The following is a 21,371-nucleotide window of genomic DNA, read 5'->3' as shown; positions in this document are numbered from 1 at the left end:
AGCCCCGCACCCGGCACACCATCTGGAGGTGCAGCCCATGACGGATAATGTCCGAACACAAAATCCCGCGCAACGCGGCGGAGGCCGTGGCCCGGGCCGCATCAACCCCGCAGACACGACGCAACTCAAACGCCACCCCGTGGACCTGTTGCGCATCGCGGCCCTGTTCGCCCCGCACAAGGCGAGAATCGCCGCCGTCGTGCTTCTTATCAGCGCATCCAGCGTCATCGGCATGGCGCAGCCGTTTTTGGTCCGCGGCGTCATCGATGTGGCGCTGCCGCGCAGGGACCTGGGGCTCCTGGGCATGCTGGCCGGCGCCATGGTGGCCGTCGCCGCGGCCACGGCCGTGATCGGCGTGGTGCAGACGTGGATGACCACGGCCATGGGCCAAAAGATCATGCACACGCTGCGCACCCGCCTGTTCACGCACCTGCAAAAACAGTCACTGGCGTTCTTCACCAAGACCCGCAGCGGCGAGGTGCAGTCCCGCCTGAACAACGACATCTCCGGCATGCAGTCGGTCATCACGTCCACGGCCACCGGCGTCGCGTCGAACCTGACCACCGCGGTCGCCACGGCCGTCGCCATGGTGGCGCTCTCGCCGCGGCTGTCCCTGCTGTCCCTCGTGGTCATCCCGCCGGCCGTCTGGTCCTCCCGCCGCGTGGCCCTGCTCCGGCGCGACATCACCTCCACCCTGCAGGCCGAGCTGGCCACCATGAACACCTATGTAGAGGAGGGCCTGTCCATCTCGGGCGTCCGGCTGGCCAAGACACTGGGCACCACCGGCCGCGACGCCGCCCGCTACACCGAAAGCTCCGAACGCCTGATTGGCCTGGAACTGCGCTCGCAGCTGGCCGGGCGCTGGCGCATGGCGACCATGAGCATCATCTTCTCCGCCATCCCGGCGCTGATCTACTTTGCCGGCGGCCTGCCCGGCAGCACCATGAGCATCGGCACCGTCGTGGCGTTCACCGCGCTGCAGGCCTCCATCTTCCGGCCCATCATGGGCCTGCTGAACCTCGGCGTCCAGTGGGTCAGCGCCATGGCGCTGTTCAGCCGCATCTTTGAATACCTGGACCTGGTCCCCGACATCGCCGCCCCCGACCGTCCCGTCGCGCTGGACCCGGCCAGGGTGCGCGGGGAGGTCCGCTTTGAGGGCGTCCGTTTTGCGTACGACGGCGGCCCCGACGTTTTGCGCGGCATCGACCTTGAGCTTGCGGCCGGGTCCGCAACGGCCGTAGTCGGACCCACGGGGTCCGGCAAGTCCACGCTGGGTTCACTGGTGCCCCGGCTGCACGACACGACCGGCGGCCGCGTCACGATCGACGGCGTGGACGTCCGCGACATCGCCCCCGACGTGCTCGCACGGATTGTGGGCGTGGTGTCGCAGGAAACCTATCTGGTCCATGCCTCGATCCGCGAAAACCTGCTGCTCGCCGCACCCGGTGCCGGCGACGCGGCGCTCTGGCAGGCCCTCGGCGCGGCCCGCATCGCCGATCTCGTGGCCGGGCTGCCCGAGGGCCTGGACACCCTGGTCGGCGCCCGCGGCCACCGCTTCTCCGGTGGCGAGCAGCAGCGGCTGGCCATCGCACGGACCATCCTGCGCAACCCGCGCGTGCTCATCCTGGACGAGGCGACGTCGGCCCTGGACAACACCACGGAAGCGCAGGTGCAGGCGGCGCTGGACCAGCTCGCCGTCGGACGCACCACGCTGACCATCGCCCACCGGCTCACGACCGTCGAGGACGCGGATCAGCTGGCCGTCCTCACCGGCGGCCTGCTGGTGGAAGTGGGCACGCCGCCGGCCCTGCAGGCCGCCGGGGGAGCGTACGCGCAGCTGGTTGCGGCGGGCGGCCAACTCCAACCGGCCGCGTAAGAAGATTTGTCGCCTCGCCAACCTCAACTGTTTTGCACGCATGGACGCCCACTGCCGCCGCGACTGCTGACCTTGGCCCCAAAAAAGCCGTTGTAAGCACCGAACTCGCAGCAAAGGTCAGAAGTCGGCGCGAAACGGCGTCGCTGAGCCGCTGATGTCAGCGGTCGTGATCTCGAACCTCAACATTGGAGGGTGCGGGCCCGGACATAGGATTGATCTGGTCAGCACAGGGTGGCAAGGAGACAGGCGTGGAATTTACGGAACGGTACGTGGCGCTGGGCGACTCGTTCACCGAGGGGCTCGGCGATACGGACCCGCAACTGCCCAACCAGGTGCGCGGCTGGGCGGACCGCACCGCCGAACAACTGGCCGCTGCCCATCCGGGCGAATCGTTCGGCTACGCCAACCTGGCCATCCGCGGCAAGAAGATGAAGCAGATCCTGACGGAGCAGGTTGACACGGCCGCGGCCATGAAACCCACCCTCGTCACCATTTATGCCGGCATCAATGACATCCTGCGGCCCAAGGTGGACATCGACGCCATGCTGGCCGGCTACTCCGCCGGCATCGCCAAGCTGACCGCCGCCGGCGCCCGCGTGCTCGTGTTCACGGGCTTCGACGCCAGCACCTCCAAGGTCTTCGCCGGCATCCGCGGCCGCACCGCCGTCTACAACGAGCTGCTGCGCGAAGTGGCGGAGGTGCGCGGCGCCGAAATCGTCGACTACTGGCGCTTCCGCGAATACAACGATTGGCGGCTGTGGGGCGTGGACCGCATGCACATGTCCACGCCCGGCCACATCAACATGGCCAACCGGGTGCTGGAAAAGCTGGGAGAAACAGCACGCATCCCCTTGCCGGAACTGCCGGCCATCCCGGTGCGGACCACCGCGGAAACGTTGAAGGACAATGCAGCCTGGACCCGCGAATATGTGGGTCCGTGGATTGGCCGGCGCCTGCGCGGGGTGTCCTCCGGGGACAACCTCGCGGCCCGCTGGCCCGAGCTCCACACGCCGGTGGTCCCGGGCTAAATGGCCGTGGTCGACACCTGGGCCGGCACGACGCCGGGACTCCTGGAGCTGCCTTCCGGAAGGCTGGTGCGGGGCCGAGGCCTGCAACGGCCGCTTCCGCAGGGGCAGCGGCCTGAATTTGGGCTGTATCTGACCGGCCGCCGGCCGGACATGACCGGCTGGCCAGGCCGGTGGCTACGCTGGCCCGACTTTTGGCTGCCGGTGGACCGCGACGCGGCGGTTCAGGCATTCAACGAGGCATGGACGCACGCAGAAACCCGCCGGGTGGAGATTGCGTGTGGAGGAGGCGTGGGCCGGACCGGCACTGCGCTGGCCTGCCTGGCCGTCCTTGACGGGCTGTCCGGAGGCGAAGCCGTGGACTATGTGCGCCGAAACTATTTGCCGCGTGCCGTGGAAACACCGTGGCAGCGCCGCTACGTGCGTAATTTCCGGTCGTGACGATCGCTGAACCCCGCCCCACGCAGGCGGCGGGGAGCGGCAGGGAGGTGAGTTCCGGCGTCGTGCTTCCCTCCGGCAAGGGACCATGGTAAGGGCAATTAGTCTTATTCGCTCCGCAACGTCTAGACTGGGTAGGCGCTAGGTGGCGCGGAGCGTGTGCAATTGCTCCGGTTTGCGGTGATCATCCTCCCGCCGGCCGGTAGTTAGGGGCTCAAGTTGCGTGCATTCTAAGTATTAGCCGGACCGGATTCGGTTCCCATCATCTCGAAAAGGACGACGGGGGCCCATGCTGTCCAAAGGCGGACGCTGCCTCGGCGCACGGTTTGCACCAGCGGACCGTTCCCATTCATTTATTAGGAGTGATCATGGCAGCACACTGCCAGGTGACCGGAGCCGAGCCGGGCTTTGGGCATAGCATTTCGCACTCGCACCGCCGCAACAAGCGCCGGTTCGATCCGAACATTCAGAAGAAGCGCTACTGGGTTCCGTCCCTGCGCCGCAACGTTACCCTGCAGGTTTCTGCCAAGGGGATCAAGGTCATCGATGTACGCGGAATTGACGCCGTTGTTGCACAGATTCTGGCACGAGGGGTGAAGCTCTAATGGCGAAGGACAAGGACGTACGTCCCATCATCAAGCTCAAGAGCACGGCCGGAACCGGGTTTACGTATGTGACCCGCAAGAACCGCCGTAACACTCCGGACCGCCTGGTCCTGAAGAAGTACGATCCCAAGATCCGTCAGCACGTTGAATTCCGAGAGGAGCGCTAAAGACTATGGCCAAGAAGTCCATGATCGCCAAGAACGAGAAGCGCAAGGTCATCGTCGAGCGTTACGCTGCGAAGCGCCTCGAACTGAAGAAGGCCCTCGTTAACCCCGCCTCCACCCCGGAAGAGCGCGAAGCTGCCCGCCTGGGCCTGCAGAAGCTCCCCCGCAACGCTTCGCCCGTGCGCGTCCGCAACCGCGACGCCATCGACGGCCGTCCGCGTGGAACGCTCCAGAAGTTTGGCATCTCCCGTGTCCGCTTCCGCAAGATGGCACACGCCGGCGAACTGCCCGGCATCAAGAAGTCCAGCTGGTAATACCGGGCTGAAAAGTTAGGGCGGCGACCTTCGGGTCGCCGCCCTTTTTTGACGCCTCGGTTTGACGCCGGGTGCTCGAGCTTGATGCCCGGTGGTCGAGCTTGATGCCCGGTGGTCGAGTTTGTCGAGACCCGCGGACCCGGCTTGCCATGAAGGCCCGACGGCGGACCGGCCCCTCGGCGGGGCGGTCCGGCGCCGGGCTTTTGTGCCTTGGCCGTGCCTTGGCCGTGCCGTCTAGGCCTGTAGCCAGGCCGTTGCCGCTCCGGGCAGTGAACCGGCTTCGAGGCCCGTGCTGGAAACCAGCACTTCACCGGCTGGCAGCGTGAAGGCTTCCGTGCCGAAGTTGGTCACGGACGTCCACCCGTTCGGGCGGCGGAACGCCAGGACGTCCGCGCGCCCCGTCTCCAGCCACTCCATGGACTCGGCCGCCTGCAGCCGTGACCGCAGGGCCAGGGCCGTGCGGTACAGCGACAGGGTTGAACCGGCCACGCCGGCCTCCGCCTCGACGGAGTATCCAGTGAACCATGCAGGCTGGGGCAGGTGGGAACCGCCCGCGCCGAAACCGTATGACGGTCCGGTCCGGGTCCAGGGCAGCGGCACCCTGCAACCGTCGCGGCCCATGTCGACGCCTGGATTGCGGAAGAATGCCGGGTCCTGGCGCTCTGCCGCTGGAATGTGGGCCACCTCCTGCAGGCCGAGCTCCTCTCCCTGGTAAAGGTAGGCGGATCCGGGCAGGGCAAGTTCCAGCAGCGTGGCGGCGCGCGCCCGGCGCAGGCCCAGTTCGGCGTCGAGCTCGGAGGCGGGGCCGCCGCGCAGCAGCCACTGGGAACCCTGCTTGGCCGCAGCGCCGTTCCGGGGCGGCAGTCCGTAGCGCGTGGCGTGGCGGACCACGTCATGGTTGGAGAACACCCACGTGGTGGAAGAGCCCGATTCCGCCGCGAGGCCCAGGTTGAAGGCGATGATGTCCCGGAACTGGCCGGCGTCGAAATCGGCCTCGAGCAGGTCGAAGTTGAACGCCTGTCCCAATCCGTCCGCGCTGGCATAGCGGGCGCGGCGGTCGGAGGCCACCCACGCCTCGGCCACGGCCGTGCGGGCAGGCGCGTACTCATTGAACACGGCGCGCCATTCGGCATAGATCTCGTGGACGTCGTCCCGGTCCCACAGCGGGTGGCTGCCGTCCTTGGGCAGGGCGTCAAGCTCGGCCTGGGTTGGCAGCGTCCGGCCCAGGTCCTTGGCCAGCCCATGCGCCACGTCGATGCGGAAGCCATCCACGCCACGGTCGGACCAAAAGCGCAGTGTCCGGCGGAAGTCCGCACGGACCTCAGGGTTGTTCCAGTTCAGGTCGGGCTGTTCCTTCGCGAAGAAGTGGAAATACCACTGGCCGTCGCCCACCGGTTCCCATGCGGGGCCGCCAAAGGTGGATTCCCAGTCCGCCGGGGGCTCGGCGCCGTCGGGCCCAGCCCCGTCCCGGAAGATGTACCGCTCACGGGCTGCGGAGCCCTTGGGGGAGGCCAGCGCCTCGCGGAACCACTCGTGCCGGTCGGAGGTGTGGTTCGGCACGATGTCCACGATGAGGCGGATGCCCGCGGCGTGCAGGGCTTGTGTCATCACGTCAAAGTCGGCCAGGGTGCCCAGGCGTGGATCGACATTGCGGTAGTCGTCCACGTCGTAGCCGCCGTCGGCCAGGGCCGACGGATAAAACGGGCTGAGCCACACCGCGTCGATGCCAAGCTCCACCAGGTAGGGGACGCGGTCGGTGATGCCGGACAGGTCGCCCACTCCGTCGCCGTTGGAATCGGCGAAGGAACGCGGGTAGATCTGGTAGACGGCAGCCTGCCGCCACCAGGTCTCGTCGGGGGTGGGCAGCAGCCGTGCCTCGGCAAGTGTGTCAGTCATGATGCGACTCTCCTTGGATGGTGGTGAGCTGGGGGTGGTGAGCTGGGCAATGGCGCGCTGGGTACCGTGCTGGGGTATGGGGGTGGCACCAGGTGTCTCCGCGTATTAAATCTAGGACCTATATTTAATACCAAGTCAATGCTCCCCGAATGCGGCGATAAGGTCAAGGGATGCTACGGGAAGATGTTGCGACGTCGCCGCAGTTGTTGCGGCGCATGAATGTAGGGGCCGTGCTCCGCTTCGCCTTGGAAGCCCAGACGTTTCCGGCCTCCGACGTCATGGCGGCGACGGGGCTGACCCGTTCAACGGTCCTGGGCCTTTGCGACACTCTGGTGGAGCAGGGGTGGATCGATGAGGTGGTCGATTCCCGGGAGGCTGGCCGCTACGGCAAGGGCCGGCCGGCCCGCCGGTACCGGCTGCGCGACAGGGCCGGCTACGTCATCGGCGTCGACGCCGGCCAACACACGGTCACCGCGGCCGTGGCCGGGCTGCGCGGCAACGTCCTCGCGCGCATCAGCCGTCCCGTCGCCGGCGGGAACGGCAGCGTCCGCCGGGCCACGACGCGCGCCGCCGTCGACTCCGTCCTGTCCGAGGCAGGTGCCAGGCCCGAAGAGGTCTTCCTCGTGGTGGTCGGTGTCCCGGCCCCTGTGGACGGACAGGGGCAATCGCCCGAGGGGCACGGTTTCTGGAAATTGATGAATCCCGGCTTCCCGGCGGTCTTCGAGGGATGTGGCCGCACCGTGGTCGACAACGATGCGAACCTGGCCGCTCTTGCCGAGCAGGCGCACGCTCCGGGAGTTACGTCCTTCGCAACCCTTTTGTCCGGAGAACGCTTTGGTGCCGGTCTGGTCATCGACGGCATGCTTCTCCGCGGCCGGCATGGCGGCGCTGGCGAATTGCGCCTGTTGGACATGGTCGAGGGGGTGGGCTCCTCCGAGGGGCTCGGATTCCTGGCGCGTCAATGGGCTGTGGCGGCCAGTAAGGCTCGGACCCTGCCGCCGGGATCGGCGCTGGCGCGGGTTCCGCGCGCCGACCTGTCGGCCGAGGCGGTGTTCGCCGCGGCCGCGGCCGGAGATGGGGCGGCGCAGGGGATCGTGGACCGGTTGGGGGAGCGGCTGGCCCGCGTTGTCCAGGTGCTGGCCAGCCTGCTGGACGTGGAGCAGGTCATCGTGGGCGGCGCCATTGCCAGCGCGGCCCAGCCGGTCATCGAAAAGGCCGCCGCCGTGCTGCAGGAACTCTTTTACCCTCCCGTGCCGAGGTTGGTGGCCTCGCGTCTGGGGGCAGACGGCGTGCTGCTGGGCGCGCTGGAATGCGGACTTTCAATGCTGCGCGCGCAGCCGCTGCAGTTCGCACCCTTTAGTGCCGGCACTGGACACTAGCGCGTCATTCCGGTCGCGAAAACGAGGCGCACACGCGACTTTTTTCGGTCCCGGACGCCGAGACCGGCGCCCGTACGGGAAGGCGGCGTATTCTCCGTTCTCTCGCTGCTGGACCCCCCGCGTCGGCGGATCGCGGGCCCCCATCGCTTGGCTAAGAGCGAAAATCGGCCCCGAATCCCGTCGATTTGGCCCAAAAAACCACGAAAAACGCCCAAAATTGCCGGAATCCCGCGGAGGAACTGGTAAGTTCGCTAGCAGTGGTTGACACGCAACCGCGTGGAACAAGAAAATCTTGACGTCCAGGAGGACAAACATGGCTAAGAATCGTAGCGAACTGGTAGCTGAAGTTGCTGCAAAGGCTGAGACCAGCCAGACCGCAGTGAACGGTGTCCTGGATGCACTGTTCTCGGTGTTCGAGAGCTCCGTTGCCGCCGGTGAAAAGATCACCATCCCGGGCTGGCTCTCCATCGAGCGCACCGACCGCGCCGCCCGCACCGGCCGCAACCCGCAGACCGGCGAGACCATCCAGATTGCGGCAGGCCACAGCGTCAAGCTGTCCGCCGGCTCCAAGCTGAAGGCTGCTGTCTCCAACAAGAAGTAGTCACCACACACTTCACCGCGGAGGCGGCTGGCACACGCCGGCCGCCTCCGGTTTTAGCCCGGGCCTCGGGAGGTTAAGCCGGTGCCTCGTCAGGCCTTTGCGCCGGGGTCCAATCTGGGAAGTCCCTGATTCGCCCTATCCCGGCATGGTGAAAGACAATGGAAGCGTGCCGCCCGTAGAATCAGCCCCCGCCACCAGCCCCCGCCCGGATACCGCCACGCCAAACCGCGGCGCGCAGGGCACTTTTGCGGCGGGCGTGCGCGGGCCGTGGTGGTGGCTTGGACTCGCAGCCGCGGTGGCCGGCGTCGTCGGCGCGCTCCTGTGGACCGGTGCCGCGGGTGTGCAGCAACTCGGCGATCCGGGGTCATTCACCCGATGGGGCCTGCCCGTGGCAACCACCATCCACAACCTGGCCCTGGCCACGGTGGTCGGCTCGCTGGTTTTCGCCATCGTCATCCTGCCCAAGGACGCCAAGGCCCGGCGCCCCCACACGGGCAAGCAAAAGATTGACTCGGCCATGCACGCCAATGCTCCCGAACACCCCGCATTCACCCGTGTCATGACGCTCGCTGCCATGGCCGGCGGGGTGTGGACCGTGACGGCCATTGCCGTTCTGGTGCTGACCTACTCGAGTATCTCCGGCCTGGCGGTGTCCGGCAGCAGCGGCTACACCAATCAGTTGGTGTTCTACATGACGGCGCTGCCCGTGGGGCAGGCCTGGCTCATGGTGGTCATTTGCGCGGCGGTCACCACCACACTCGTGTTCGGCCTGCGGAACGTCAGCGCGTTGGCCGTGCCGCTGGTGCTTGCGCTGCTGTCCTTTGTGCCGCAGGCCTTGATTGGCCACTCCGCCTCCAGCGCTGACCACATTGGCGCCGTGAACTCGCTGTTCCTGCACATCACCGGCGTTTCGCTGTGGGTGGGCGGCATCATTGTGTTGGTGGTGGTCTCCGGCGTGCTGGGCAACATCACCGCCCAAACCTTGCAGCGCTTCTCCGCCCTGGCCATTTTTGCCTTTGCGGGCGTGGCCGGGTCCGGAATCGTGAACGCGTCCATCCGCATCACCAGCTGGCACGATCTCTTTTACTCCAGTTACGGGCAGCTGATTCTGGCCAAGTCCGCGGCGACCATCCTGCTCGGCGTCATTGGCTGGATGCACCGCACCTGGATCATCCCGCGTCTGGCCGGGGGCCAAAAAAGTTCGACGGCGGCACGCACCCGGCGCCTGCTGTGGCAGTTGGTCTTTGGCGAACTGCTGATCATGGGCGTCACCAGCGGACTCGCCGTGGGCCTGAGCCGCTCGGCGCCGCCGCAGTCCCGGGAGCTGGTGCAGGCCGCGTTGACCCCAGCGCAGATCCTCACCGACTACCCGCTGCCTCCGGAGCTGACCTTTTCCCGGTGGTTCACTGAATGGCGCATGGACTGGCTGTGGGTGGCCTTTGCCGCGGCCGCCGCGGCCGCCTACCTCGCCGGCCTGCTCAAGCTGCGCCGCCGCGGCGACAAGTGGTCCGTCCTGCCCACGATCTCCTGGTTCGCAGGGTTGGTGTCGCTGGTGTACATCACCTCCGGCGGCACTGCAGTTTATGGCCAGGTGCTATTCAGTGCCCACATGGTGGAGCACATGTCGCTGATGGTCATAGCGCCGCTGTTCCTGGCTATGGGCTCGCCGGTTTCGCTGGCCCTGCAGGCACTGACGCCGCGTCGGGATGGCAGCCGCGGCATCCGCGAATGGATCCTGGTGCTGGTGCACTCCCGATACTCCCAGCTGATCACCCATCCGCTGGTTGCCGCGGCCAACTTCTCGGGCAGCTTGATCGTTTTTTACTACTCGCCGTTGTTCAACCTGGCCATGCGCTCCCACGTGGGCCACGAGCTGATGATTGTGCACTTTACGTTGACCGGCTACATCTTCATCATGAGCATGATCGGATCCGACCCTCTCCCGCGCCGGGCCCCGTACCCGATGCGGCTGCTCCTGCTGTTGGCGACCATGGCTTTCCACGCCTTTTTCGGCGTGTCGCTGATGATGGCCACCAACCTGCTCTCCGGCGAGTACTTCGGCAACATGGGCCGGCCCTGGGGTGACTCCGCATTGGTCGACCAGCAAACCGCCGGCGGCATCGCCTGGGGCGTGGGGGAGATCCCCACCCTGGCCATCGCCATGGGCGTGGCCTACATGTGGGCGAAGTCTGACGCCCGTGAGACGAAGCGCAACGACCGGGCCGCCGTTCGGAATAACTACGCCGACCTCAACGCTTACAATGACATGTTTGCCCAGCTGGCCCAGCAGGATGCCACGATGGATTCCACGCACAGCGGCCCGCCGCTGCCGCACCGGCTCAACAGTCCGGTTGCCGCGGCACAGTCCACCGGTAGCCAGGCAGACACGCCCCCGGCTTCGGCTTCACCACCCGGTTCACGATCTGGTTCACAAGGAGAAAAGCAATAGTGGAATCCGCAACGAACACCGCCTCCGCCGTCCGAATCCGGGCCTCCGAGCTGGAAGGCCGCGGCTGGCTGAACACCGGCGGCGCCGAGCTGAACCTGGAAAAGCTGCGCGGCAAGATCGTGATTCTCGATTTCTGGACGTTCTGCTGCATCAACTGCCTGCACGTGCTGGACGAGTTGCGCCCCCTGGAGCAGGAGTACAAGGACGTGCTGGTCACGGTGGGTGTGCATTCGCCCAAGTTTGAACACGAGGCCGACCCTGTGGCCCTCGCCGCCGCCGTGGAGCGTTACGACATCACCCACCCCGTCCTGGACGACCCCGACCTCATCACTTGGCAGGCATATTCCGCGCGCGCCTGGCCTACCTTGGTGGTGGTGGATCCCGAGGGCTACATCGTGGCCCACCTCTCCGGCGAGGGCCACGCGGCCGGCCTGGCGTCCTTCATCCCCGAACTCATTGCCGAGCATGAGGCCAAGGGAACGCTGCACCGCGGTGACGGCCCGTACGTGGCCCCCGAGCCCGTCTCCCGCGACCTCCGCTTCCCCGGCAAGGTGCTGCCGCTGGCGGACGGGAACTTCCTTGTCGCGGACACCGGCCACCACCGCCTCGTGGAGATGGGCCCGGACCTGGCCACCGTCATCCGCACCATCGGCGCCGGAACGAAGGGCCACAGCGACGGTCCAGCGGAACGGGCCGAGTTCAACGAACCCCAGGGCCTGGCGCTCCTGCCGGCCAGCCTTGCCGCCCAAGTGGGGTACGACGTCGTCGTGGCTGACTCGGTGAACCACCGCCTGCGCGGCATCACGCTCGCCACCGGGCAGGTGCGCACCGTGGCTGGCAACGGCGTGCAGCGCCTGCTGGAGGCGGGTCCGGCCCGCGTGGACGACGACGGCGCCACCGCCTCCGCGACCGAACTCGGCACCGTGCCCCTCGAGATCGCGCTGTCCTCGCCGTGGGACGTTGCCTATTCCTCGGTGCTGGAGACCGTCGTGGTGGCCATGGCAGGCACGCACCAGATCTTTGGTTTTGAACCGGCCAGCGGCAACGTGACGATTGTGGCCGGCAACGGGCTCGAGGGCCTGCTGGACGGTGCGGCCGACCAGGCCTGGTTTGCCCAGCCCTCCGGCCTGACCGAGGACGCCAAGGGCAACATCTGGGTGGCCGACTCCGAAACCTCGGCGCTGCGCGTTCTCAAGTTTGGCGACGCGGCGGGGCCGGGTGGGCGAAAGGTGACCGTGGAGACTGCCATCGGCGAGGGCCTCTTCGACTTTGGCTTCCGAGATGGCGACGCTGCCCAGGCTCGTCTGCAGCACCCGCTTGGCGTCGCGGTGCTCCCGGATGGATCCGTTGCAGTGGCGGATACCTATAACGGTGCCGTGCGGCGTTACGACCCCGCGACCAGGCAGGTCAGCACGCTGGCGCGCGGACTGGCCGAGCCCAGTGACGTGCTGCTGGACGAGTCCGGCGAGGTCCCGCTGCTGATGGTCGTGGAGGCCAACCGGCACCAGCTGATCCGCCTGCCGCTGCCCAAGAACGCCCTGCAGGTTGATGAGGGATCTGTGCAGACCCAGCGCCCGAGGACCCCTGTGGCCAGCGGTGAGCTGGCCCTCGCGGTACGCTTCTCGGCCCCGACCGGGCAGAAGTTGGACGACCGCTGGGGCGATCCCACGCAGTTGAAGGTCTCCTCCACGCCGCCGGAACTGCTGGTCTCCGGCGCTGGCACGTCCGTGGGCCTCTCTCGCACGCTGGTTCTATCCCCTGACGTCCCCGAGGGTGTCCTGCACCTGACCGCGCGCGCCGCAGCCTGTGACGGCCCGGAGGATGCCAGCGGTGAGATCCCGGACCACGCCGCCTGCCACCTGTACCAGCAGGACTGGGGTATCCCGGTGCTGCTCTCCGCGGACGGTGCCAGCGAGCTGGTCCTGGACCTGCGCGGAATGGACTGATCTCCCCCTGCGCCGGACGAGACTCCGGCAACGGAACCCAGCCGTTCCAGTATCCACGGTGTAGGCACACGGGCTGGCCGGGGTCGTAAGGTCCGCTGCTTCTTGCCGTGCTGGTCGCGGCCTCTTTGCGCTGGTCGTCCTAGTCTGCTGCTTCTAGTCGCGGCACCTGGGTCCCGGTGCCCGGGGCGCAGGCAGGGTTTGAACGGTGGTGGTCAGCTTCCGGTGGTGGGGAGGCCGTGGTGGTAGGGGTTGCGGAGTTTGGTTCGTGTGGGGTCGATCTTGTAGCTGGGGGTGAACCAGGGTGTGCCGTTGATGAGTTCGACGCTCCAGGAGCCGTCGTGGACCGCGTGGTGGTGCAGGGTACAGAGCAAGGCGGCATTGGAGATGTTGGTCTCGCCGCCGTCGGCCCAGGGCACGATGTGGTGGGCGTCGGTGGTCATGGCTGTTCTTCGGCAGTGGGGGAAGGTGCAGCCCTTGTCGCGGGCGATGAGGATTTTGCGTTGTGCGGCGGTGAAGAGGCGTTGGGTGCGGCCGACGTTGAGGATGTCCTGGCCGTTGCCCAGGATCATGGTGGTCACGTCGGCGTCGCAGAGTTCTGTGGTGAAGAGGGCCAGGGGCTGGGGTCCGCTGTAGGGCAGGAAGGCGATGCCGCCGGGTTGTCCGCACCGGGTGCGGCGTTGGAGGTCGGTTTCGGTGGTGGAGATGAACAGTTGGGGTTTCAGGCCGCCGTTCATGGGCAGCCTGCCGGTGCGGGCGGCGAGCTTGATGCCGTCGATGGTGCCGTCGAGGAGTTTTTGGGCGCGGGTGCGCCTATCTGCCACGACGGGATTGGTGCAGGCGGGGTCGATCGGGTCCAGTTCGGGAAGTTCCTCATCGGAGCCGGGCTCGGGCACCTGGATGCCGTTGACCAGGTGTGGCCACGGCGCCGCGGTTTCATTGTCCGCGTTGGTTGCACCGCCGGTTGCACTGCCGGGTTCCTGGGCCCAGTCCGGGGCCGGGCCCTGGCCTGCCGGTGGCCACGGGGAGGCTGCGCCGCCCGGGTTTTCCCCGCCTTCGCCGCCGCATCCGTCCCGGCTGTCCCGGCCGTCCTGGGTGTCCTGGTTGTCCTGGTTGTCCTGGTTGTCCCGGGTGTCCTGGACTTCAGGCTTTTCGCTGGGGGTGAGGAGGCCGTCCAGGAGCATTTGCCCGGGCATCACGTCATCCCCAGCCCGGGTGGATTCGAAGGTGCCGCCGTTGCCGGATGCGGGGTCCGCGCCGGGGTCGGTGTGTTGGCGGGGGTTGGCGGCGGATCCGATGCCTGCCATCCAGGTCTCGTATTGGGGCACGGTGGCCCAGCCTTCAAAGTGGACCAGGCCGCGGCGTGGCTGGCGGAAGGTGATGCCCTGTTTGGCCAGCAGTTCTCCCTCGGTGGGTTGCTGGCCGTCGGGATCGAGCACGTTCACCACCCGGAGTCCGACCCGGGCGAGGGAGTCGGGGTCCATGGCGCGGGCGTAGCCGGTCAGGGTTTCCTCGACCTCGCTGGCGGTCTGGGCGGGGATCCGGCCGCCGTCGGCGAGGTGGCGGGCTTCCTCGGTGTAGCGCGAAACGGTCAGTGCCCGCTCAAGGGAGAGTTCGCCGGCGAAGAAGGCTGCCGCTGCCACTGGTTGCGCGGCGGGGGTGGTGGCCAGGGTCAGTTCGTCGGTGGCGGGCAGGAACTTCCCGGCCAGGCGCAGCCGCCGCCCCGCTTCGCTGCGGCCCAGCTTCAGGCTGGTGCCGAAAAGGTCCGTGGGGAGCTTGACCCCGTCAAAGCGTCCCGCGCGCACCCGCCCGGCCAGGTCCCCGGCGGCCTGGACCTGCAAAGCGGCCAGGAAGGCGCCCAGGTGCTCCAGTTCCTGCGCCCAGGACACGGCCTGGGCGTCGCTGAGGGACCCCATGTCCATGCCCAGCGGGGCCGTGAGGCGCCGACCGTCAACCGGCGCGCACGCCCCGGGCGCCGCTGCGCCGGACCCGGGCCCGGAGGCCGGCCCGGCGGCCGGCCCGGCAGCGGGCGCGGCCACGTGCCCGGACCCGGCCGCAGCGAAGGTGGCCGGGCCGGCTCCCGCAACGCCCGGGCCGGAGATGGCCGGGCCACCGGTGATGGCCGGGCTGGCTCCCGCAGTGCCCGGGCCGGGGGTGGCGGCCGTGGAAGCCGCCGCCGCGGAGCGGGTCAGGGCCTCGGCAAGGGCGATCAGCCGGCGGACATGCCCGCCGGCGTCCCTGCCGTCCTGTGTGGAACCGGGATTGCCCGGCCTCCCCGCCATTGCTTCCATACCCGCAACTCTAACGGGTACCACTGACAAAAATAATGATCATTAGAACATGTGTGCTATTTGGAGTGCAGCCCTGCCTGTGGAGGAAGCAACGACACCATCGGTCCGTCCCGGAGACGGCGGGAACACGCCGGATCACCGCAAGCAGCCGGCTCAACCACGGAATACGACCAGCCCACCCAACGGTTTCGAGGCTCATCATCTGAGGTTCGACCGCCCCGGCCGCCAGGACAAACTCGACTGGCTGCGCTGGAGATCCACCCGGGAATTAGTAGCTGACCACCGGGGTGACGCCGACCGAATTGCCCTCGATGGCCAGCTTGGCCGTAAAGCCGAAGTCCTCCACGTGCTGGAAGGGCGCGACGGTGCCGGTGAACAGGTCCTGCTCCTTGTACTGGACCCGGGCCTTGACCGTCAGCGGGGCCATGATCCACTTGCCGCCATACGGGGTGATGGACACGGTGGGGTAGTCCACGATGCTCCACTTCACGGCGGACAGCACGCGGTTCTCCGTAGCCGCGCTCATGGGGCAGTTCGCTGGCATGAGCACCGCCTGCTTGGCACACGCGTCGAGGTACTTGTGGACAGTGGAGCCCACCTGGGACAGTAGGTCGCTGGTGGGTCCGGTGGCAAGTGCGACGGCGGGAACGGCGTCCACCGGGCCCGTCACGCTGCGTTTGACGGCGGGGGCGGCGAACAACGGTGACTTGTATTCGGCCTCGTAGCTGCCCGGGTAAAACACGGCAAAAGCGTTCTTTCCGTTCGGCATGTTCACGTCCACGCCGTTGACCGAGGCCTGGTTGGCGTTGACCACGGACACGTCGATGATCGGCAGCGTGGTGGGCGCGATGCTCCAGCTGTCAAAGAACAGCCAGCGCTTCGGACCGGGGACCAGCTTGAAGGGGGTCGACAGCGACTTGCCGTCGATGGTGTAGCTGACGGTGACCTGTTGCTGGTGGTTGCCGGCGTCAACGGGCTCGCCAATGGTGACGTCCTTCAAGTCCTCCTGCGACTTGGCCAGTCCGGCTCCGTCCAGAACGGCTGCGTTGGCTGACGGGACCCTGCCGTGCAGCAGTCCCAACGCCTTAGCGCCGTCGCCGGCACGGAGGGCGTCCAAGTAATTTTCAACCGTCCGCGCAGGTCCAAAGGAATTGTTGTTCACCGCGGTGATGGTGACAATGGCCGCGGCCATGGCGAGCATCAGTATCAGCAGCCACGCGGCGGCGATCTTGATGAGTTTGGCCCCGTTCTTCACGCCGTCCACTGTACCGTCTAGGACTCCGGGCATTGGAATCGGCCGCAGCGCGGTTGTGGGCATGTGACACCGGACCCTGCGGACTTCGCCCTTGTTACCGCCGTCTCCGGCGCGGTGCAGTGCCGAACATGTCGCGCATGAGGTTGCGGCCCAGTTGCGATCCCATCGATCGGATCATGCTTTTCACGCCGCCTCCGAGGGCGCCGCCCAAGGCGTCCAGGACCTCGGCACCCATGCCGCCGCCGTCGTTCCTGGGCGCAGAAAGCGTGGCGGGGGGCGGTGGCGGGAGAGGGGCGCCCACGGCGGGGCCCGTCGCGGGGGACGCAGCCCGGGATTCCAATTTCTCATACGCGGAGACGGGGTCCACGGCAGTTCCATAGGTGGGCAGCAGGGCGGAGGCGCCGACGACGGCCTTGACGGTGCCGTCCGGGCTGGGACCCATGACGGAGCCGGGCGCGCGCATGCGGGTCAGGGCCACCGGGGTCGGGGCGCCGTTTTCATTCATGACCGTGACCACGGCCTCGCCAATGCCGGCGGAGGTGAGGACTTCCTCGAGGTCGTAGCTGCTGACAGGGAACGTGGAAACCGTGGCTTTGAGAGCCTTGGCGTCGTCCGGGGTGAAGGCGCGCAGGGCGTGCTGGATACGGTTGGCCAGCTGGGCAAGGACGTCGCCGGGGACGTCCTTGGGGGTCTGGGTAACGAAGAAAATGCCCACGCCCTTAGAGCGGATCAAGCGCACGGTTTGGGTGATGGCGTTCAGGAAGGCCTTGCTGGCACCGGTGAACAGAAGGTGGGCCTCGTCGAAGAAGAACACCAGCTTGGGCTTGTCGGCGTCGCCCACCTCGGGGAGGTCGCGGAACAGGTCGGCGAGCAGCCACATGAGGAAAGTGGAGAACAGCAGCGGCTTGTCCTGCACGCTGGGCAGTTCCAGGCAGGTGATGACGCCGCGGCCGTCCGGGGCTGTGCGCAGCAGTTCGGCGGTATCGAATTCCGGCATGCCGAAGAACCCGCCCATGCCCTGGGCGTCCAGGGTGATGAGGTTGCGCAGGATGACGCCGGCCGTCGCCTTGGACAGCCCTCCCAGCTCCGCCAGGTCCGCCTTGCCCTCGTCGGAGGTGAGGAACTGGATGACGGCGCGCAGGTCCTTCAGGTCGTAGAGCTCCAGGCCTTTGGTATCCGCGTAGTGGAAGACGAGCTGGAGGCTGGATTCCTGCGTTTCGTTCAGGCCCAGGACGCGGGAAAGCAGAATGGGGCCGAAGCTGGTGACGGTGGCCCGGACCGGCACGCCGTTGCCGGCACCGCCCAGGGCCAGGAACTCCACCGGAAACGCCTTCGACTCCCACTGCTGGCCGATGGCCTGCGTGCGCGCCGTCAGCTTGTCGCTGCCTGGGGCCGCGGTGGCTAGGCCGGTCAGGTCACCCTTGATGTCCGCCATGAACACGGGGACGCCGGCCGTGGAAAGCTGCTCTGCCATCATGTGCAACGTGACCGTCTTGCCCGTGCCCGTGGCGCCAGCCACCAGGCCGTGCCGGTTCAGCATGGCCAGTGGCAGGCTGACCTGGGCTTCGGGGTGGACCTGCCCGTCCACGAGCGCCGCACCCAGCGCGATGGACGAACCACTGAACGTGTAGCCTGCCTGAAAGGTCGCGACGGTCTCTGCCGCGGATTTGGTAGCCATGGCAAAAGCGTACCCTGCGTCACATTCGGCGTCTGGCATCCATGCGGGGATGTCTGCGGCGCCAAGGCCGTGAAGTGGCGCATCGTTGGAGGCCAACGCTGCGCCACTTGGCAAGCGGCGCAGCGTTAGGGGCTGACGGTGCGCAGCTTCAAAGTGCGGGGGCCTCCTGTCAGCCCAAAAGCACGGCCACGGCAAACATCGCCGGTATCGCCAGGACGGTCGTTGCCAGGACGGTGTCCTTGGCGATGGTCAGTCCCACGAGGTACCGCTGCGCGACCACGTACACGTTTTGGGCCGAGGGCAGGGCCGCAGCCACCACCACGGCAAAAAGGGCGGCCCCGGACATGCCCAGCACCCAGTGTCCCAGCGCGAATGCCACCGCCGGGTGCAGCACCAGCTTGAAGCCGGTGGACAGAAGTGTGTCCGTGCGCCGGCCGTCGGCGGCCGCCAATGGCCTGCTGCTGCCCAGGGACATGCCAAACGCGATGAGGATGGCAGGTATGGCGGCGCCGCCTATCAGCTGCACGGGCTCGGCCACCAGGGAAGGCAGCTTCCAGCCCGTGGCGGCCAGCAACAACCCGACAAGCGTGCCGAGGATCATCGGATTGCGGAAGATCTGCAGGAAGACCCGACCCGGCGTTGCCCGGTGTCCGCTGGTGGTGGCGTCCAGCACCAGCAGATAGCACGGCGTGTAGAACGCGAGCTGGAAGATCAGCACCGGCGCGATGAGTGCCGCATCGCCCAACACGTAGGCCGCGATCGGGATGCCCAGGTTGGCCGCGTTGACAATGGAGGAGGACATCGCCGAGACGAGGGCCTCGCTGAGGGATCGTTTGAGCCAAAACCTGGATATGAGCAGGAAGAGCATGCCGGTGAACACTGCGCTGGCTGCGGCCACGAGCAGCGGTTCGGAGAAGACCTGCTTGAGATCCGCCTGGGACAGTGTCTCGAGCAGCAGGGCCGGGCTCGCCACAAAGAAGGAAAGCCGGCTCAGGACCTGGGCTGCATTGTCGCCCAACACGTTGCGCCGGCCGACAAACCAGCCCACCAGGATGATGAGCCAAACGACCGAAAACCCCTCGACGACGGCTAGCACGGCCGCGGTTGGCAGCGGTCATTCACGTTCGGCACCTCCCAAGCCTAAGCTGAAAGGGCGCATCCACAGCACATCACCCACGCCACAAGGAGTCGTCATGAGTGTCCTTCCCCGCAAGACCGTCGCCGTCACAGGTGCCCACGGCAAGGCCGGTCGCGCGGCGGTCGCTGACTTTCTGGCGCATGGATACAACGTCCTGGCCTGCGACATTGCCGGGCCGGTGGGCCGCAACTCGGATCTGGGCGCTCCCACGATGCGTGCCGACCTGACCGACTACGGTCAGGCGCTGCAGGCACTGACCGGCGCGGACGCCGTCGTCCATCTGGCCAACATTCCCGAGCCGGGCATGTTCCCGCCGGCCGAGACCCTCAACCGCAACACCGCCATGAACCACAACGTGTTCCTGGCCGCACAGGCGCTGGGGCTGGCCCGCGTGGTGTGGGCGTCGAGTGAGACCACGCTGGGCCTGCCGTTCGCGGACGACGGCGGGACCCTGCGCTATGCGCCCGTCGACGAGGCCCATTTCCCCCACCCTTCCTCAACGTATGCGCTCTCGAAGGTGCTGAGTGAGGCCGCTGCGGCCCAGTTTGCGGCGTGGTCCGGGATCCCGTTTGTGGGCCTGCGCCTGACCAACATCTTCACCGAGGATGACTATGCGCGGGTCCCCGGATTCTGGGCCGATCCCATGTCCCGGGCCTGGAACCTGTGGGGCTACGTGGACGCCCGTGACGTCGGTGCCGCCTGCCGCAACGCCGTCGAAGCCGACAGCAGCGGGAGCGAAAACCTGATCATTGCTGCCGCGGACACCGTCATGGATCGCCCGTCCGCTGAGCTGCTGGACGAATTCTTCCCGGAACTGGAGCGGCGGCGCGAGGTCCAAGGGCACGAAACGCTGTTGTCGATCGACGCGGCGCGCCGGGTGATCGGCTACGCGCCCGCGCACTCGTGGCGCGACAGCCGGTGATTGAGCCTGTTGAAATCCAGGACAAGCGCGGCCAACGAGTATTAGCGTGCGAAGGCGGGGCGGAGCAGGCCTTCGGTGACGGCCTCGGCCGGGTCGGTGCCCAGCTTCACGATCTTGTTCCCGGCGTCCACGTGGACCACGGTGGGCACGTAGTCGCGGGCCTCGGCGTCGCTCATTTGGGCGTAGGTGATCATGATGACCAGGTCATCCACGTTGACCAGGTGTGCGGCGGCACCGTTGATGCCGATGACGCCCGAGCCGCGCTCGCCCGCAATGGTGTACGTTTCCAGGCGGGCGCCGTTGGTGATGTCCACAATGGAGACCAGCTCGCCGGGCAGGATGTCCGCGGCGTCCAGCAGATCCGCATCAACGGTGACGGAGCCTACGTAGTGCAGGTCGGCGTGGGTCACCGTGGCACGGTGGATCTTGGACTTAAACATGGTTCGGTTCATAACGCCACCAGTCTACCGTGGTGGTGCAAGCGTGGTCTGTGAGACTGCTTACGCACCTATCGCCGGCTGAGGGGGGTGAGCTTGCGCCCCATGATGGCCTGCGTCAGCGCATCCACCACCTCGGTGTTGGCGAGCGGGTTGCGGATCAGCGTGAAGTCGACGTCACCCACGGGCGGCAGGTCGAAGCGCTTGGTGATGACCTTGAGATCGTCCGGGACCAGCGACGTCGGCATGACCGCGATGCCGATGCCGGCCCTTAGCGCCGCCAGCACGCCGCTGATTTGCTTCGTGGAACAGGTGATCCGCCACGTCCGCCCGGCGTACTCCAGCGCGTCCAATGCCAACCGGCGGCTCAGGCTGGGCGCAGGGTACACGATGACCGGGACGGGAGAGCCGGGCTCCAGGACTGTTTGTTCCAGCCCGACCCAGGCGAACGTGTCCTGCTTGACCACCTCGCCTTCCTGGGCACCGGACACCCACTTCACGAATACCAGATCCAACTGGCCGGCCTTCAGCCGCCGGTGCAGTTGGTCGCTTTGGCTGACGGTGAGCTCCAGGTTGATCTGTGGATACAGCTGTCGGAACTCGCGAAGGATGCGGGGAAGGCCGGTGATGGCGAGATCGTCCGCCGTGCCGAAGCGCAGCCGCCCCCGCATGGCCGCGCCGGAAAAGTAGCGCGTGGCGGCGTCGTTCGCGGCCAGGATGGTGCGGGCGAAGCCGGCCATCGCATCGCCGTTGTCCGTCAGGCGCACATCGCGGGTGTCCCGGGCCACCAGTACGCGCTTGGCCGCCTGCTCCAACTTACGGACGTGCTGGCTGACCGTCGGCTGGCTGATGCCCAGACGTTCTGCGGCCCGGGTGAAGTTCCGGGTTTCGGCGACTGCCAGAAAGCTCTTCAGCTGCACCGGGTCGAACGTGGGTGTGTCATGCATTTAGTGCCTGCCT

Annotated in this window: 18 protein-coding genes; 11 read left to right on the top strand and 7 right to left on the bottom strand. The window is 67.2% G+C overall.

The genetic code is table 11. From position 1 onward, the window contains the following. Positions 1-37 precede the first annotated feature (37 nt). The 6 genes from DMB86_RS01465 (at position 38) to rpsN (ending at position 4,422) form a co-directional block, all read left to right on the top strand. A complete protein-coding gene (locus tag DMB86_RS01465) occupies positions 38-1,876 on the top strand; it encodes an ABC transporter ATP-binding protein (protein ID WP_113716246.1) in 1,839 nt (612 codons plus the stop codon). A 248-nt stretch (positions 1,877-2,124) separates the two neighbouring features. Beyond that, the gene (locus DMB86_RS01460; RefSeq protein WP_113716245.1) at positions 2,125-2,904 is read left to right on the top strand and encodes an SGNH/GDSL hydrolase family protein; all 780 of its coding nucleotides are present in this window, start codon (positions 2,125-2,127) and stop codon (positions 2,902-2,904) included. Then, positions 2,905-3,342: a protein-tyrosine phosphatase family protein gene (locus tag DMB86_RS01455; RefSeq protein WP_227878530.1), complete on the top strand. Its 438-nt coding sequence runs from the start codon at positions 2,905-2,907 to the stop codon at positions 3,340-3,342. A 365-nt stretch (positions 3,343-3,707) separates the two neighbouring features. Then, positions 3,708-3,944, top strand: a complete 237-nt coding sequence (rpmB, locus tag DMB86_RS01450; protein WP_113716244.1) for a 50S ribosomal protein L28 — start codon at positions 3,708-3,710, stop codon at positions 3,942-3,944. Beyond that, entirely contained in the window at positions 3,944-4,111 is a 168-nt protein-coding gene (gene rpmG / locus DMB86_RS01445; RefSeq protein WP_044574616.1) for a 50S ribosomal protein L33, read from the top strand. Before rpmB ends, rpmG begins: the two co-directional genes overlap by 1 nt. Positions 4,112-4,116: 5 nt before the next feature. Next, a complete protein-coding gene (gene rpsN / locus DMB86_RS01440) occupies positions 4,117-4,422 on the top strand; it encodes a 30S ribosomal protein S14 (protein WP_113716243.1) in 306 nt (101 codons plus the stop codon). Between the two features lie 234 nt (positions 4,423-4,656). Here the strand turns inward: rpsN and DMB86_RS01435 are convergent, their stop codons facing one another. Continuing rightward, a complete protein-coding gene (locus tag DMB86_RS01435; RefSeq protein ID WP_113716242.1) occupies positions 4,657-6,318 on the bottom strand; it encodes a glycoside hydrolase family 13 protein in 1,662 nt (553 codons plus the stop codon). Positions 6,319-6,488: 170 nt separating this feature from the next. On the opposite strand from DMB86_RS01435, the gene DMB86_RS01430 reads away from it, so the two are divergent. From DMB86_RS01430 to DMB86_RS01415, 4 genes are all read left to right on the top strand, one after another. Next, positions 6,489-7,697 carry an ROK family transcriptional regulator gene (locus DMB86_RS01430; protein WP_171814326.1) on the top strand — a complete coding sequence of 403 codons (1,209 nt, stop codon included), beginning with the start codon at positions 6,489-6,491 and terminating at the stop codon, positions 7,695-7,697. Positions 7,698-8,010: 313 nt separating this feature from the next. Next, positions 8,011-8,298, top strand: coding sequence for an HU family DNA-binding protein (locus DMB86_RS01425; RefSeq protein WP_110502511.1), 288 nt, complete (start codon positions 8,011-8,013; stop codon positions 8,296-8,298). 145 nt (positions 8,299-8,443) lie between these two features. Then, positions 8,444-10,747 (top strand): bifunctional copper resistance protein CopD/cytochrome c oxidase assembly protein, encoded by a 2,304-nt coding sequence (locus tag DMB86_RS01420; RefSeq protein ID WP_113716241.1) that lies wholly within the window; start codon positions 8,444-8,446, stop codon positions 10,745-10,747. Then, the gene (locus DMB86_RS01415; protein ID WP_113716240.1) at positions 10,747-12,693 is read left to right on the top strand and encodes an NHL domain-containing thioredoxin family protein; all 1,947 of its coding nucleotides are present in this window, start codon (positions 10,747-10,749) and stop codon (positions 12,691-12,693) included. Before DMB86_RS01420 ends, DMB86_RS01415 begins: the two co-directional genes overlap by 1 nt. 212 nt (positions 12,694-12,905) lie before the next feature. On the opposite strand, the gene DMB86_RS01410 is transcribed toward DMB86_RS01415, so the two are convergent. From DMB86_RS01410 to DMB86_RS01395, 4 genes are all read right to left on the bottom strand, one after another. After that, positions 12,906-14,981, bottom strand: a complete 2,076-nt coding sequence (locus tag DMB86_RS01410) for an HNH endonuclease signature motif containing protein (RefSeq protein WP_129545441.1) — start codon at positions 14,979-14,981, stop codon at positions 12,906-12,908. A 268-nt stretch (positions 14,982-15,249) separates the two neighbouring features. After that, the gene (locus tag DMB86_RS01405) at positions 15,250-16,245 is read right to left on the bottom strand and encodes a zinc ribbon domain-containing protein (protein ID WP_227878528.1); all 996 of its coding nucleotides are present in this window, start codon (positions 16,243-16,245) and stop codon (positions 15,250-15,252) included. A gap of 85 nt (positions 16,246-16,330) precedes the next feature. Beyond that, the gene (locus DMB86_RS01400) at positions 16,331-17,914 is read right to left on the bottom strand and encodes a helicase HerA-like domain-containing protein (protein WP_113719247.1); all 1,584 of its coding nucleotides are present in this window, start codon (positions 17,912-17,914) and stop codon (positions 16,331-16,333) included. A gap of 169 nt (positions 17,915-18,083) precedes the next feature. Next, complete coding sequence (locus tag DMB86_RS01395) at positions 18,084-19,010, bottom strand: AEC family transporter (protein WP_113716238.1); 927 nt, start codon at positions 19,008-19,010, stop codon at positions 18,084-18,086. Positions 19,011-19,107: 97 nt separating this feature from the next. Here DMB86_RS01395 and DMB86_RS01390 point away from each other — a divergent pair, with 97 nt between their 5' ends. Beyond that, positions 19,108-19,974 (top strand): NAD-dependent epimerase/dehydratase family protein, encoded by an 867-nt coding sequence (locus DMB86_RS01390; RefSeq protein ID WP_113716237.1) that lies wholly within the window; start codon positions 19,108-19,110, stop codon positions 19,972-19,974. Positions 19,975-20,015: 41 nt separating this feature from the next. Here DMB86_RS01390 and panD read toward each other — a convergent pair whose 3' ends face one another. Both panD and DMB86_RS01380 read right to left on the bottom strand, forming a co-directional pair. Next, positions 20,016-20,426, bottom strand: coding sequence for an aspartate 1-decarboxylase (gene panD / locus DMB86_RS01385; protein WP_113716236.1), 411 nt, complete (start codon positions 20,424-20,426; stop codon positions 20,016-20,018). A gap of 56 nt (positions 20,427-20,482) precedes the next feature. Beyond that, positions 20,483-21,358, bottom strand: coding sequence for a LysR substrate-binding domain-containing protein (locus DMB86_RS01380; RefSeq protein WP_113716235.1), 876 nt, complete (start codon positions 21,356-21,358; stop codon positions 20,483-20,485). Between the last annotated feature and the right edge of the window lie 13 nt (positions 21,359-21,371).

The organism is Arthrobacter dokdonellae, from assembly GCF_003268655.1.
GTDB lineage: Bacteria > Actinomycetota > Actinomycetes > Actinomycetales > Micrococcaceae > Specibacter > Specibacter dokdonellae.
Note: the sequence above shows the minus strand (reverse complement) of the source record. Positions and strands in the feature narration are given on the sequence as shown.